At 67.8% G+C, this 14,189-nt stretch carries 8 protein-coding genes; all 8 read right to left on the bottom strand.

What is annotated here, in order from left to right:
- Positions 1–39: 39 nt before the first annotated feature.
- The 8 genes from AC3WOE_RS12385 to AC3WOE_RS12350 all read right to left on the bottom strand — a co-directional run bounded on the left by AC3WOE_RS12385 (position 40) and on the right by AC3WOE_RS12350 (position 14,147).
- Positions 40–1,398 carry a GH1 family beta-glucosidase gene (locus AC3WOE_RS12385; protein ID WP_492690796.1) on the bottom strand — a complete coding sequence of 453 codons (1,359 nt, stop codon included), beginning with the start codon at positions 1,396–1,398 and terminating at the stop codon, positions 40–42.
- 21 nt (positions 1,399–1,419) lie between these two features.
- Entirely contained in the window at positions 1,420–2,682 is a 1,263-nt protein-coding gene (locus tag AC3WOE_RS12380; protein WP_492690794.1) for a GDSL-type esterase/lipase family protein, read from the bottom strand.
- A 5-nt stretch (positions 2,683–2,687) separates the two neighbouring features.
- On the bottom strand, positions 2,688–5,048 hold the full coding sequence (locus AC3WOE_RS12375; RefSeq protein WP_492690792.1) for a glycoside hydrolase family 95 protein: 2,361 nt from the start codon (positions 5,046–5,048) through the stop codon (positions 2,688–2,690).
- The gene (locus AC3WOE_RS12370; protein ID WP_492690790.1) at positions 5,045–6,685 is read right to left on the bottom strand and encodes a DUF5597 domain-containing protein; all 1,641 of its coding nucleotides are present in this window, start codon (positions 6,683–6,685) and stop codon (positions 5,045–5,047) included. The genes AC3WOE_RS12375 and AC3WOE_RS12370 overlap by 4 nt, the downstream gene beginning before the upstream one ends.
- Positions 6,686–6,741: 56 nt before the next feature.
- Positions 6,742–9,750, bottom strand: a complete 3,009-nt coding sequence (locus AC3WOE_RS12365) for a TonB-dependent receptor (RefSeq protein ID WP_492690788.1) — start codon at positions 9,748–9,750, stop codon at positions 6,742–6,744.
- A 214-nt stretch (positions 9,751–9,964) separates the two neighbouring features.
- Positions 9,965–11,278 (bottom strand): xylose isomerase, encoded by a 1,314-nt coding sequence (xylA, locus tag AC3WOE_RS12360; protein WP_492690787.1) that lies wholly within the window; start codon positions 11,276–11,278, stop codon positions 9,965–9,967.
- Positions 11,279–11,346: 68 nt separating this feature from the next.
- Positions 11,347–12,903 (bottom strand): xylulokinase, encoded by a 1,557-nt coding sequence (gene xylB, locus AC3WOE_RS12355; protein ID WP_492690785.1) that lies wholly within the window; start codon positions 12,901–12,903, stop codon positions 11,347–11,349.
- The gene (locus tag AC3WOE_RS12350; protein ID WP_492690784.1) at positions 12,903–14,147 is read right to left on the bottom strand and encodes an ROK family protein; all 1,245 of its coding nucleotides are present in this window, start codon (positions 14,145–14,147) and stop codon (positions 12,903–12,905) included. Before AC3WOE_RS12350 ends, xylB begins: the two co-directional genes overlap by 1 nt.
- Between the last annotated feature and the right edge of the window lie 42 nt (positions 14,148–14,189).

Raw genomic sequence — 14,189 nt, 5'->3', positions numbered from 1 at the left:
CGAGGAATATAGGCTTCACGGTTTCAGCCCGGTTTCAGGTCAGAGGATGCGGCGATGCCGGATGACATCGGCGTAGTAGTGCGCCGACAGCTTGGGCGTGCGCACTTGCGTGGCGTAGTCGCAATGCACGATGCCGAAGCGGCGCTGGTAGCCGTCTTCCCACTCGTAGTTGTCGATGAAGCTCCACAGGAAGTAGCCGTGCAGCGGCACGCCGTCGCCGATGGCGCGGTGGGCTTCGCGCAGGTGGTTGCGCAGGAAGTCGCGGCGGTGCAGGTCCAGCACCTCGCCGTTCACCACCGGCTCGTCGTTGTAGCCGCAACCGTTCTCGGTGATGTAGAGGGACTGGTGGCCGTAGCACTCATGGGCCAGGCGCGTGGCCCAGTAGATGGACTGGGGCACCAGGCGCAGCCAGGGGCTGTCGGCGCGCGGGTAGTTGACGGGCGGAGGCAGGGCTTCGAAGGCCGCGCCGTTCTTGCCGGCGCGCACATAGGTGCCGGTGTAGATGTTGAGGCCGAGATGGTCGGTGGGCAGGCTGATGAGATCGAAATCGCCGGGCTCGACCTTCGGCGCGTCGGGGCCGACGCGCTCGAGGTAGTCGGCCGGGTAGTGGCCGGCATGCATGGCGCCCAGCACATGGGCGTTCATCTGCAGGAACCAGGCCTTGGCGGCGGCGATGTCGGCGGGGGTCTCGGTGACGGGGATGCAGACGTCGAGGTTGTCCGTCAGGCCGACGACCGCGCCGGCACCACCGAACTCGCGCACCGCGCGCACGCCGTGGCCGTGGCAGAGCAGGGCGTGGTGGAAGGTCTGGTTGACGACGGCGGCGCTCTCCTGGCGGCCCGGCGCCTTGGTGCCATAGCCATAGGCCAACTGCGTGAAGCAGCGGATCTCGTTCATCGTGATCCAGTGCTTGACTTCACCGGCGAAGGCCTTGACGACGGTGTCGGCATAGCGGGCGAAGGCGTCCACCGTCACGCGCGAGGTCCAGCCGCCGCGGTCTTCCAGAGCCTGGGGCAGGTCCCAGTGGAACAACGTGACCCAGGGCGTGATGCCGTGCCTCTTCATGCTGGCAAACAGCCGGCGATAGAAGTCCAGGCCGGCCTGGTTCAGTTCGCCGTCGCCGTTGGGATAGATGCGTGGCCAGGCCAGGGACAGGCGGTAGTTCTTGACCCCCAGCGAGGCCATCAGCGCGAAGTCCTCGTCGAAGCGGTTGTAGTGGTCGCAGGCGACGTCGAGGGTGTCGCCGTCGTGCACCTTGCCGGGTTGGCGGGAGAAACGGTCCCAGATGGATTCGCCCTTGCCGTCGGTGAAGGCGGCGCCCTCGATCTGCGGGGCTGCGGCGGCAACGCCGAAGACGAAGTCGGCGGGGAAGGGGCTGGAGTAGGTCAGGGAAGTCATGAGAGGTACTGCGGCCGTCCGTCAGGGAGCGAGCCAGGGGGTCAAGGTGGCGTCCAGGCTGCGGGCCCAGATGTCGTAGCCCTGCGGGCTGAGATGCAGCCAGTCCGGCAGGATGTCCTTGGACAGCGTGCCGTCCGGATTCGTGAGCGCGCGGCCGATGTCGAGGAAGACGACCTGCTTGCCATCCGCCAGTCGCGGCAGCAGCGCGTTGATCTCGGCGTTGTGGCGGCGCATCAGGTCGTCGGGCTTCTCGCCGCGCGGGAACAGGGCCAGCAGCAGCACCTTGGCCTGGGGCTGGCGGCGGCGGATCTCGTCGAGGTTCTTCCTGATGCCGGCGAGGGTCAGTGCCGGGGCTTCCAGGCGGTCGCCAGTGTTGTTGGTGCCGATCATCATGACGACGGCCTTGGGCGTCATGCCGTCCAGCTCGCCATGCTGCAGACGCCAGAGCAGGTTCTCGGTGCGGTCGCCACCGAAGCCCAGGGCCACGGCGTTGTACTTGGCGAAGTTGGCGGCCCAGGCCGCCTTGCCCTCGTTCTCCCAACCCTGGGTGATGGAGTCGCCGAGGAAGACCAGGTCGACACGCCGGCCGGCTTCGCGGTGGGCCCGGATCTCGGCCAGCTTCTGCTCATGGCGCGGCAGCCACCAGTCCACGGCCCAGGATTCCTGCAGGCGTTCCGGCGTGACGGACTGGGTGCGGTAGTCGGGGCAGGCCGTCGTCGCCTTGCCGTGCTTGTTGAAGCGCAGCTGGTTGATCTGCACTTCGCCGCTGCCCGTGCCTTCCAGCGTGAAGGGCACGTCGACGTTGGAGAAATCGTCGCCATCGCGCCAGAAGCACTTGAGCGCGAAGGACAGATGCTGCTTGCCTTTGCCGATCAGCTCACGGCCGGCGAACAGGAAGGGGATCTTGCGTTCGCAGTCCTTGCCGCAGCCGAGCTTGAACTTCATGCCGCCGTTGGCGAGGTCGACGACATTCAAGTCAAACTCGACGGTGCCCTGGGCCAGGTAGGGGTTCAGGTTCAGCGGCTTGCCGCCCTGCCAGCGCAACTGGGCGATCCAGGAGTTGCTGAACTGCAGGGTCAGCGCGCCATCGTCGCTGCGCTTGGCGGCGACATGGCTGTTGGGCACGCGCGGGTTGGCGGGCTTGGGCACGGTGACGTTGTCGCCCGTCAGCTTGGCCTCGCCTTCGAAATCGGTGACGGCGATCTGCCAGCCTTTGCTGAGGTCGAGTGACTGCGCTGTAAGCGGCAGTGCGGCGAGGAGGGCGACAAAAAGAAAGCGATTCATCTTCTTCAGTGAATGGTCTTGGCCTGGCCAGGCTTGAGATGCAGGGCTATCACGCGGTCGCCGATGCGCACGCGGCCACCACCGGCGCCGGCCACCGAGCGCACGGTGGCGCTCGTGACGCGGCCGCGGGCCCAGGCGATGTCGACCTCGAAGCCGCCGCGGGCGCGCAGGCCCTTGACCGAGCCTTCAGGCCAGGCGGCAGGCAGGGCGGGCAGCAGGTCGATCACGCTGCCATCCTGCGATTGCACCAGCATCTCGGCGATGGCCGCGGTGGCGCCGAAGTTGCCGTCGATCTGGAAGGGCGGATGGGTGTCGAAGAGATTGGGATAGGTGCCGCCCTGGTGGACCTCGGCGCCCGCAACGGCCTTGTGGGCGCCGGGCGTGGCCAGCAGGCCGCGCAGCAGGCTGTGAGCATGGTCGCCATCGCGCAGCCGCGCCCAGTAGCCCATCTTCCAGGCCATGGACCAGCCGGTGCTGACGTCGCCGCGGGCTTCCAGCGTCTTGCGCGCTGCAGCGGCGAGTTCGGGCGTGCGCGCCGGCGAGATCTGGTGGCCGGGGAAGAGGGCGAACAAGTGGGACACGTGGCGGTGGGTATCGCGCGGCGTGTCCAGCACCGGGTCCTTCAGCTCTTCCAGCCATTCGAGCAACTGACCCCAGCTGCCGACACGCGGGCCGGCAAGGCGGTCGCGGATGCCGACCGCCTTGGCCTGTGCGGCCTTGTCGCCCAGCACGTCGGCCGCCTGGGCCATGTTGTCGAACAGGTCCCACAGGATCTGCTGGTCATAGGCCACGCCGTCCTGGATGGGCCCGTGCTCGGGCGACCAGCCGTTGGGTGCGACCAGCCTGCCGTCGGGCGTTTCCTTGAGCCGGTCTTCCCAGAACTCGCCCACTTCCCTCAGCACCGGCCAGGCGGTGTCTCGCAGCCAGGTCTTGTCCTGGGTGAAGGCGTAGTGCTCCCAGAAGTGGCGGGCATACCAGGCGTTGCCCGTCATGTTCCAGAGATAGCCCATGGCGCCGAAGGGATTGGTCTCGGTGCGCAGCGTCCAGCCGCGCACGGGTTGTCCGTCCCGGGTCAGAAAGGTCTCGACCGGCGGTTGCACCGAGTTGTCCCAGGGCGGCGTTTCGGGCGGCAGGGACTTGACGTCTTTCAGTGCCAGCGCCGCGCGTTCGGCGACGGGCTTGCGCCACTCGGGAATGAGTCGCTGCACAAAGCGATGCAGGGGGCGCGCGGCTTCGGCGAGGTTGGTGACCTCGGCCGGCCAGTAGTTCATCTGCAGATTGATGTTGGAGTGGTAGTCGCTGTTCCACGGCGGCTGCAGATGGTCGTTCCACAGGCCCTGCAGATTGGCGGGCAGGGCATCGCGCGAGCTGCTGACGAGCAGGTAGCGGCCGAAGTGGAAATACAGGGCCTCAAGTTCGGCGTCGCCGCCTTCCTGGGTGTAGGCGGCCAGGCGGGCGTCAGTCGTCAGCGCGCGGCGTTCGGGTGGCGTCTTGCCGACGTCGAGCTGCACGCGGCCGAGAAGCTTGCCGACGTCGCGTTCATGCTCGGCGCGCAGCAGGGGCCAGGGTTTGGCGGCGGCAACTTGCGCCTTCACGCGCGGCAGCGGCGGCTGGCCGTCGGCAAAGCTGGTGCCGGCGCCGAGGACCAGCGTCAGCGCGTTGCAACCGCGGAAGACCAGCGTGTTGCCGTCAATGACGACGCTGCCGCCCTCGTTGATCACGCGCAGCTGGCTGGCGTAGACCAGGCCATTGGGCAGGCTGCCGATGGCCGTGAGCGTCTGGTTGGCCTGACTCAGCGTGGCGCCATGACGGTCGGTCAGCGCGATGCGGCCGTTGTAGCGGCCCGGCTTGTCGGAAGTGAGCCGCCAGGCAATGACCTGGGCCGGATGGCTGGCAATGGCTTCGCGGGTGAAGCGAGCACCGGCCTGGGTGTAGCTGAGGCGGTTGATGGCATGCGCAATATCGAGCTCGCGGCGGTAGCCGCTCACCGGCGCGTCGCCCTCCAGCTCCAGCACCACATCGCCAAAGGGCTGGTAGGCGCCCATGGCCTTGGTGTTGCCGGTCCATAGCGTGATGTCGTTGAACTGCAGCCGGTCGCGCGTGACCTGGCCGAAGAGCATGGCGCCAAGCCGGCCATTGCCGATGGGCAGGGCCTGCTGCTCCCAGCCCTTGGCCGTGTCCGGCGCGGGCTGGTCATAGCGCAGCACCAGCTCGGCCGCGTTCGAGTTGAGCATGACCGAGCCGCCGAGCATGACGGCGGCGCGCAGCAGCCGCCCCATCCAGCGGCCGCCGTGGAACCGGCTTTGCCGGGCCACCAGCGGCGCCCCCTTGAGGGGGCCGGCGAAGCCGGTAGGGGTGGAGCTCATTGCCGGGGGCGGCCCATCTTGACCTTGAGCATGACGGGCTCGGCCGGCAGGTTCAGGCCGTAGTCGACCTGGTCGCCGTTCCAGACGCGTTCCATGACCCAGCGGCCCTTGTCATCGAAGCGGCCCTGCTCGGCGCGCAGCATCATGCCGCTGGTGCCGGCGGCGGGTTCCATGCGCACACGCACGCGGTTGCCGATGATGAGGAACTCGTCAGGGCCTATCTGGGCCAAGGCGGCGCCGCCGTTCGGCTCCTCGGTGCCGGGCGCGGGCTTGGCGAACTCGCCGCCCCAGCTGGCTTCGCCGAAGCGGCCGAGGCGGTAGGTCAGCTTGGCCGTCCAGCCAGGGAAATCCAGCTGCTGGGGCTTGCGGTCGTCGCCCTCGCCCATGCCTTGCGTCTTGCCGTCGAAAGCCCATTGCGCCCACTGACGCTGGATGGGCGCGAACATGCGGTAGACGCGCTCGAAAGGTTCGACCAGGGTTTTGTCCGTCGCCGTCGTACCCAGCGGATGGTTGGTGTAGTTGAAGTAGTCGACGCCGAAGGGCGAGACGCCGATGGCGCCGCGGCCGAGCATGGCGTAGAGGTAGCGGCCATAGGCCGGCTTGGTGCCGAACTCGGGGACCCACAGCGGGTTGTCGGCGCGCTGGAACAGGCCGAGGTTGGCGTTCACCTGCGCCGACTCGGGGTTATAGATGTCGGGGCTGGCGATGTCGATGGCCGGCGCCGCGGCCTTGTAGATGTCGATGACGTCCCAGGTCGGGCCGCCGCTGGCGTACTCGCCCTTCCAGGGCTTGGGCGGCTGTTCCAGCGGGTTGCGCAGCGCGTTGTTGACGTACATGGGCAGGTTGTAGACGGCGCGGCCGGCGGCGGCGATGTCGCCGATGTAGCGGGCGATGGCCCAGGCGTGGAAATACTCGTCGGCGTAGTCGCCGTAGACCTCGCGCCAGCTGCCCGAAGCGGCCACCACCGGCTTCTTGCGCGCCAGCACCGCGGCCGGCACGGGCTGCTCGAAGGCGGCCTGCGCCTTGCTGCCGAAGTCACGCACCAGGCCATAGGTGCCGACCTCGTTCTCGACCTGCACCATCAGCACGGTGCGCTTGTCGGCGTCGATCTTCTTCAGATGGCCCATCAGTGCGACGAAGGCGCGTCTGTCGGCCTTCAGCGTCTCGTCGCCAAAGGGCGTCAGGCAGTAGCTGGGCTTGCCTTCCTTGTCGAGCATGGCGGGGAAGCGCTGGGGTGCCAGCTTGACCCATTCGGGCGTGTACTGGGCGCTGGTGTTCTTCCAGGTGGCGAACCACAGGATGACCAGGCGCTTGTTTTCCTTGCGGGCTTCGGCGACGAGGGTGTCGACGAAGCTGAAATCGAAACGCCCCTCCTCGGGCTCGACCTGCTCCCAGGCCACCGGCATCAGCACGGTGTTGGCCTTCAAGTCCCGCGCCGCATCCCAGACGGGCTTGAGGGCGCCGGGATAGTTGCTGGAGTTGTGGGCCTGGGCGCCGAGGATCAGGAAAGGCTTGCCGTCGACGAGCAGCGCATGGCGGCCGTCCCGCGTGACAAGGCGGGGTGCCTCGGCCGCGAGTGCGGTTTGCGTCGTGATCAGGCAGGCCAGTGCCGCCGCGAGAAGGGGTGTGGTCTTCATCGGAATTCCGGGTGAAAGGCCCGGCGGCCGGAGCAGCCGCCGGGCGTTGCCAACGCTCAGAAAGAGTAGCTGGCTTGCACCGAGTAGCGGCGACCGGTGTAGTTGACGCCGCGGGTCATGAAGCCGATGTGCTGCTGCATCAGCTGCCGTGCCAGCGCGTTGTTCAGGTTCTGCCCTTCCAGGCTCATGCTGAAGCTGTCGCTGAAGCGGTAGGTCACGCCGGCATCGAGCTGGCCATAGCCGTCGCTCCAGGTCGGCAGGGCCCAGGCCACGCCACCGCCGTTGTTGGGCAACTGGCCGTCGCCACCGTTGGTACCGTTGACGTTGACGCCTTGCAGATACTTGGAGCGCCAGCTGTAGGCCAGGCGCGCCGAGACCGGGCCGTAGTCATAGAGCATGGCCAGGTTGTAGGCGTTCTTGGACAGGTTGATCAGCGGCAGGTTGCCGAAGGTGCGGCCGTCGGTGTCGCAACCGTTGATGTTGAGGTTGAAGTTTTCCGGGCCGGTGCTGGTGCCGCTGCAATACGCCGACATGACCGGGTTGTAGGGCGTGGTCTTGCTGTCGACGTAGGTGTAGTTGGCCTGCACGCCGAAGCCCGACAGCCAGCCCGGCAGCATGTCGAGGTAGCGCTGGAAGGCGATCTCCAGGCCGCGGGCATGGCCCTTGGCACCGTTGACCGGCGAGGTGATGGTGAAGTTGACCGGGTTGCCGGCGCCGTCGCGCAGCGTCGTCGTGGCCGACTGCTTCACGATGACGTCCTTCAGCTCCTTGTCGAACAGGGCCACGGTCAGCGAGCCCGTCTTGGAGAAGTACCACTCGCCGGTCAGGTCCAGCTGGTTGGACTTGACGGGTTTGAGCATCGGGTTGCCGTTGGCCTTGCCGGTCAGGGCGACGTTGTCGACGACGACGGTGTTGCCGACCGTGTGCTGGGTGGTGTCCAGCGACAGGGCCGTGTAGGCCTGCATGTCGGAGAAGTCGGGGCGCGAGATGGCCTGGGCCGCGGCGAAGCGGAACTGCAGCTGGTCGCTGGCCTTGAGGCGCAGATTCAGGCTGGGCAGCACATTGGTGTAGGCCTGGTTCGCGTCCAGCGGCTTGGCGAAGGCGGTCACCGACGGAATGGCCACGCCGCCCAGCGACTGGCCTGCCTGCAGCGTCGGCGCGTTGGTCTTGAAAACCATGTAGCCGGCTGCCTTCATGTCCGTGCGCACGACGCGCAGGCCGATGTTGCCGTCCACGGGCATGGGCTGGTCTTCCCAGCCGAAGCGCAGCTGGCCGTAGGCCGCTTGCGTCTTCTCATGCTGCTCGTTGGTGCCCAGCGGGTCCGTGCCGAAGGTGGCCGGCGTCCAGGCCGCGCAGCCGCTGCCCCAGCCGGCCGCGGCCGTCTGCTCGGCGCAGAGGATGTCGTGGTATTTGTGCAGAGCCGTGTAGGTGCTCGGGTAGCCCTGGGCCAGCGACACGGCCGGCACATAGATGCTGGGCACGCTCTGGCCGCCGAAGAAGTTCTTGAACTCGTGCAGCGTCGTCGGCGCGTTGAAGCGCGGATCGTTCAGGCGGGCCACATGGTTGATGTCCCAGCCTTGCTGCCAGGTCTGGGTGATGGCGGCCCAGTTGTAGCTCGGCGTGGAATTGATCGTCGTCGCGTTGCGGTCGGTCAGGCGGATGCCGAAGCGCAGGTCCTGCAGCACGGCGTTGTCGAAGTTGAACTTGGCATCGGCGCGCCAGACCTTGGAGTCGGCCTTGCTCTTGTCCAGGTGTTCCATCGTGAACGCCCAGTAGTAGTTGCCAAGGTCCTTCAGGCCCGCCAGGTCAGCCGCGTCGAAGACGACGCGAGGCGTCGAGCCGGTGAGGTCCAGGGTCTCCTTGGGCATCTGCAGGCCGGTGGCGACGGTGGAGTCGAAGGCCTGGGTCTTGGACTTGACGATCTGCAGGTCGGTGCTGAAGCTCCAGCGGTCGCTGGCCTTCCACTTCAGGTTCCAGCCCAGGTCGCGGGTGCGGGAGTCACGCGTCATGTAGCGCGTGTCGGCGCCGAAGTTGATGCCGCCGTCGGCCGGGTCGGTCAGCGTGCCGGTCAGCAGCGCGCCATTGGCGCCATAGGTGGCGCCGGAAGAGATCTTCAGGTTGGACGGCGTGGACTGGGCGAACAGCGCGTTCTCGTCCCAGTGCATGCGGTACTTGGATTCGAAATAGGTCAGCGAACTGCTGACGTCGTCCTTCTTCCACTGCAGGGCGCCGTAGGCACCATCGCGGGTGCGGTCGAAATTGGAGTCGCGCCATTGCGCGCCCTTGGGCGCCCAGTGCGTGCCGTCGATGTTGTAGTAGGGCTCGGCCTGCCAGAGGTCGGTGCGCGTCGTCGTCTTGCTGCGCGCCAGGCTCAGCAGGGCACCGAACTCGCCGGCGTCGGTCTTCCAGCGGTTGGAGATCAGGCCAGAGGCTGCGGGGCTCCACTTGCCCTGCAGGTCGTTGTAGTTGCCGCCCAGCGTGATGGCACCCTTCAGGCCCTGGTAGTCGAAGGGCATGGCGGTGCGCAGGTTGACCAGGCCGCCCACGGCGCCTTCGACCTGCTCGGCCGAGGGGTTCTTGTAGACGTCCACGCCGGCCATCAACTCGGGCGGCACGTCTTCGAAGTTCAGCGCGCGGCCGCCGTTGGCGGAGAAGGTGTCGCGGCCGTTCACTTCGGAGCGCACATAGGACAGGCCGCGGATGTTCACGCCCGAGCCTTCCACCGAGTAGTGCTCGGGGTCGCCCTTGGCCATGGTGCGATCGATGGTCACGCCGACGATGCGTTGCAGCACCTCGGTGACGGACTTGTCCGGCAGCTTGCCGATGTCGTCGGCATTGACGGAGTCGACGATTTCGTCGGCCTCCTGCTTGATCTTCTGTGCGGACTGCAGGGCCGCGCGGCGGCCGCTGACGGTGACGGTCTCGATCTTCTGCGTCTTGGCGTCGGGTGCGGACGCCGCGGCGGCCGGGGCGGGTGCGGTCTGCGCAAAGGCAAAGCCGCTGGCGAGCAGGGCGGCCTGGGCGGCGGCCAGGGATATGGCGGTTCGGCGGTATTGGGTTTTCACTGTGTCTCCTCTCGTTGTCATCTGGGGGGCTCTTGGCCTGTGTCTTACTGCTGGTTCGGCGGGATGGTGGGGATCAACATCGGCCCGACCGATCGGCGCCTGTCGTTTGAGCGAGGGTGTTCGTCATTGGCAGCGTTGTCGGTCGGGCTGAGCTGGGCGGGACTGCGTGGAAATGGAGGGTCAGGGCGTCAGGCGCAGAAGCGGAGAGCGAAGGTCAACCGCAGAAGCGGTTGAAGAGGTTCTCCAGCACCTCCTGGCGGCCCGAGACGGGCGCCACGTCGGTGTTGGCTTCGAGCACCTGGTTGGCGAGCTCGCTCAAGGAGCGACGGCCTTGCAGGATGTCCTGGCCGGCAGGCTGGTCCCAGCCGGCGTAGCGGGCGTCGACGGCGGCCTTGAGGCGCCCGTCATTGATCATCTTTTCGGCAATCAGCAGGCCCTGGGCACAGACGTCCATGCCGCCGATGTGGCCGTGGAAGAGGTCGGCCGCGTCGATGGACTGGCGGCGCACCTTGGCGTCGAAGTTCAGGCCGCCCGAGCCCAGGCCGCCGGCCTGCAGCACGTGGTAGAGCGCCAGCGCCGTCTCGGGCACGTTGTTGGGGAACTGGTCGGTGTCCCAGCCCAACTGCGGGTCGCCGCGGTTCATGTCCAGGCTGCCGAGAATGCCCAGCGCGCCGGCGGTGGCGATCTCGTGCTCGAAGCTGTGGCCCGACAGCGTGGCGTGGTTGGCTTCGATGTTGACCTTGACCTCCTTTTCGAGGCCGTAGCGGACGAGGAAGCCGTAGACGGTGGCGGTGTCGAAGTCGTACTGGTGCTTGGACGGCTCGCGCGGCTTGGGCTCGATGAGGACGGCGCCCTTGAAGCCGATCTTGTGCTTGTACTCGACCACCATGCTCAGGAAGCGGCCCAGCTGGTCCAGCTCCTGGCCCAGGCGGGTGTTCAGCAGGGTCTCGTAGCCTTCGCGGCCGCCCCAGAGCACATAGTTCTCGCCGCCGAGCTTGAGCGTCGCGTCCATGGCGTCGCGCACCTGCAGCGCCGCCATCTTGAAGAGCTCGGGGTCGGGATTGCTGGCCGCGCCCGACATGAAGCGGCGGTGGCTGAAGAGGTTGGCCGTGCCCCACAGCAGCTTCAGGCCGGTGGCCTGCTGCTTCTCGCCGAGCACGTCGACGATGCGCAGGAAGTTGTCGTGGCTCTCGCGCGGCGTGGCGCCTTCGGGAGCGACGTCGCGGTCATGGAAGCAGTAGTAGGGCAGGCCGAGCTTGGCGAAGAACTCGAAGGCCGCATCGGCCTTGGCGCGTGCCAGCTCCATCGGCGTGCCGCCCTGGAACCAGGGGCGCTCGAAGGTCGCGCCGCCGAAGGGGTCCAGGCCGGTCCAGACGAAGTTGTGCCAGTAGCAGGCGGCGAAGCGCAGGTGGTCCTCCATGCGCTTGCCCAGCACGATGCGGTCCTTGTCGTAGTGCTTGAAGGCCAGCTCGTTTTGGCTGTCGGCGCCCTCGTAGCGGATGGGCTGGATGTGTTCGAAGTAGCTCATGTTCAGTCGGAATAAGACTCAGTTGTCTTTGGCGAATTGAATTTGCGGGCCGAGCGCCGGGCCGCTCCCTAGCCGGCCCGAAGGGCGACGTGCTTGCGGCTCAATGCCGCAAGCGGCGCCGTCCCCTCGGGGGACCGGCTGGGAGCGCCCGCGTTCAGCGGGGCGATCACGGACGAGGGGCTCACGTTGAGGCGCAGGTACAGGTCACGGAAGCGCGCCAGGCGCGGGGCCAGGCGGGCATGGCGTTGGGGGTCGGGAGAGAAGAGGGCGGCAACGGGTGGTCGGCTGCAGACGGTGTCGACGCTGCCGCCGGTGGCGAGCCAACCGAGGCGCGCAGCACCCAGCGCGCCGCCGGCTTCGCTGCCGGTGTGCAGCACGATGTCGACCTTCAGCGCATCGGCGATCAGCTGGGCCCAGAAGTGGCTGCGCGAACCACCGCCCACCAGGGACAGCTGATGGACCTGGGTGCCGGCGGCGCGCAGCGCGTCCAGCCCGTCGGCCAGGCCGAAGGTGACGCCCTCGAGCACGGCGTAGGTGCAGTCGGCTCGATTGGTGAGCGCCTTCAGGCCGTGGAAGACGCCGGGGGCGAAGGGGTCGTTGTGCGGGGTGCGCTCACCTGCGAGGTAAGGCAGGAAGATTGGCGCATTGACTGCGCTGTCATTTGGTGAAAGCTCAGCCAGCAAAGTGGCTTCATCCGCGCCGACCAACTGGCAGAACCAACGCAGGCAGCTGGCCGCCGACAGCATCACGCTCATCTGGTGCCAGCGCTGCGGCAGGGCATGGCAGAAGGCATGCACCGCCGACGCCGGGTTGGGGCGGTAGCGGTCGTTGACGACAAAGAGAACGCCGGACGTGCCCAGCGAGATGAAGCCGTCGCCCGGCTGCGTCGCGCCGATGCCGATGGCGCTGGCCGCGTTGTCGCCGGCGCCGCCGGCAATGACGACCTCGGGGCCCAGGCCCCAGGCGGTGGCCAGTTCGGGCTTCAGCACGCCGCTCGGCTGGTTGCTCTCGACGAGGCGCGGCATCTGCGCACGCGTCATGCCGCAGGCCGCCAGCAGCTCGTCGGACCAGTCGCGCTTGGCGACGTCCAGCCACAGCGTGCCGGCCGCATCGGACGGATCGGATACCTTGTCGCCGCTGAGCTGCAGACGCAGCCAGTCCTTGGGCAGCAGCACGCTCTTCACGCGGGCGAAGACCTCGGGCTCGTGCTTGCGAACCCACAGCAGCTTGGGGGCCGTGAAGCCGGGCATCGCGAGGTTGCCGGCGATGTCGTGCAGGCGCGGCGCGGCGGTGGTCAGCGCTTCGCACTCGGCGTGGCTGCGGCCGTCGTTCCACAAGATGGCCGGGCGCAGGATGGCATCAGCCTCGTCGAGCAGGACTGCACCGTGCATCTGGCCCGACAGGCCGATGCCGCGCACGGCGGCGAATTCGGTGGGATGAGCGGTGCGCAGCTTGGCGATGGCGGCTTGCGTGGCAACCCACCAGTCGTTGGGGTTCTGCTCCGACCACAGCGGTTCGGGCGACGACAGCGTCAACGCGCTGCCCGCCGTGCCGACGATGTTGCCGCTGTCGTCGAGCAGCAGCAGCTTGACTTCGGAGGTGCCGAGATCGATGCCGAGGTACATCAGGCTGTCTCCTCGCTGATGTTCTCGCCCAGGGCCGTGACGGCGCCGCTGTCAGCCAGAGGCAGGGCAGGGCGGGTCAGGCGATAGCGAGCCAGCGCCGCTGCACCGACAGCAACGGCATTGGCGCCGAACATCGATGTGCGCACGCTGGGCGGCGGCAGGCTGGCGGCGGTCGCGTAGTCCAGCAGCGTGTCCAGCGCCGGCTTCAAAAAGGGCTCACCCAGCTCGACCACGCTGCCGCCCAGCACGATGCAGGCGGGGTCATAGGCCGTGGCCAGGTTCTGCAGCAGCACGCCGAGATAGCGGCCGGCGGAGTTGACGGCCTTCAGCGTCTCGGCGTCCTCATCGACGAGATGTGCTCTCACTTCGGCCAGCGAGCGCAGGGCCGCCTCGTCGCCGCTGCCATGCAGCATGGCGCGCGTGGCGATCAGCGCTTCGGCGCAGCCGCGACGGCCGCAGGAGCAACGCGGGCCGTTGAGTTGCAGCACCATATGGCCGACCTCGCCGGCAAAGCCGCGGCTGCCGGTCAGCAGGCGGTCGCCGACGATGACGCCGGCGCCCAGGCCCTGGTTGATGGAGACATAGAGCAGCGGGTCGGCCCCCGGCGCGGGGTTGAACTCCATCTCGCCCAGGGCCGCCACATCGGCTTCGTTCTGTATGAAGAGGGGCACACCGGCCAGCGAAGTGTCTTGCAGCTTGTCGGCCAGCAGCGTGCCGAAGGGGATGTCGCGCCAGCCAAGATTGGGTGCGAAGTGCAGCACGCCGCGTGCCTCGTTGACGCCGCCGGGCAGGCCGACGCCGATGCCGAGGATCTGCTGGCTGGCGTCCAGCTGCTTGCGCAGCTTGACCAGGGCCGTGGCCAGCGTGCCGATGCAGGCCTTGGCCGTGCGGCTGGCGCCATGGTTGGCGACGGTGCAGGCCTGCACTTCGCCGGTCAGCGAGGTGGCGACGACGCGCACGGATTCGATGCCGACCTCGGCGCCCAGCAGCAGCAGGCGGGTCGGGTCGATGAAGAGGGGCGTGGGGCGGCGGCCCAGGTCGCCGGTGGCGACGACCTCGCGCTCGATGAACCAGCCTTCGGCGATCAGCTCGCGGGCCAGCAGGCTGACGGTGGACTTGGTCAGGCCCACGGCCACGGCCAGGTCGGCGCGCGACAGCCCCGGGTTGGCACAGAGGTGCCTCACCAGCGCCATGCGATTGATGACCTTGAGCAGCTGTTGGCTGCCTGCGGCTTCTGCCTGCACCTTGTCTCCTGTGTTCTGCGGCCCCCGGTTGGTGGGAGTGGG

This window comes from Roseateles sp. FW305-36 (genome assembly GCF_058787015.1).
This window is presented reverse-complemented; position numbering and strand designations above follow the sequence as displayed.

Excerpts from the sequence above, each read along its gene's own strand:
- AC3WOE_RS12385 (WP_492690796.1), bottom strand. The coding sequence starts at position 1,398 with ATGACTTCCCTGACCTACTCCAGCCCCTTCCCCGCCGACTTCGTCTTC.
- AC3WOE_RS12380 (WP_492690794.1), bottom strand. The coding sequence starts at position 2,682 with ATGAATCGCTTTCTTTTTGTCGCCCTCCTCGCCGCACTGCCGCTTACA.
- AC3WOE_RS12375 (WP_492690792.1), bottom strand. The coding sequence starts at position 5,048 with ATGAGCTCCACCCCTACCGGCTTCGCCGGCCCCCTCAAGGGGGCGCCG.
- AC3WOE_RS12370 (WP_492690790.1), bottom strand. The coding sequence starts at position 6,685 with ATGAAGACCACACCCCTTCTCGCGGCGGCACTGGCCTGCCTGATCACG.
- xylA (WP_492690787.1), bottom strand. The coding sequence starts at position 11,278 with ATGAGCTACTTCGAACACATCCAGCCCATCCGCTACGAGGGCGCCGAC.
- xylB (WP_492690785.1), bottom strand. The coding sequence starts at position 12,903 with ATGTACCTCGGCATCGATCTCGGCACCTCCGAAGTCAAGCTGCTGCTG.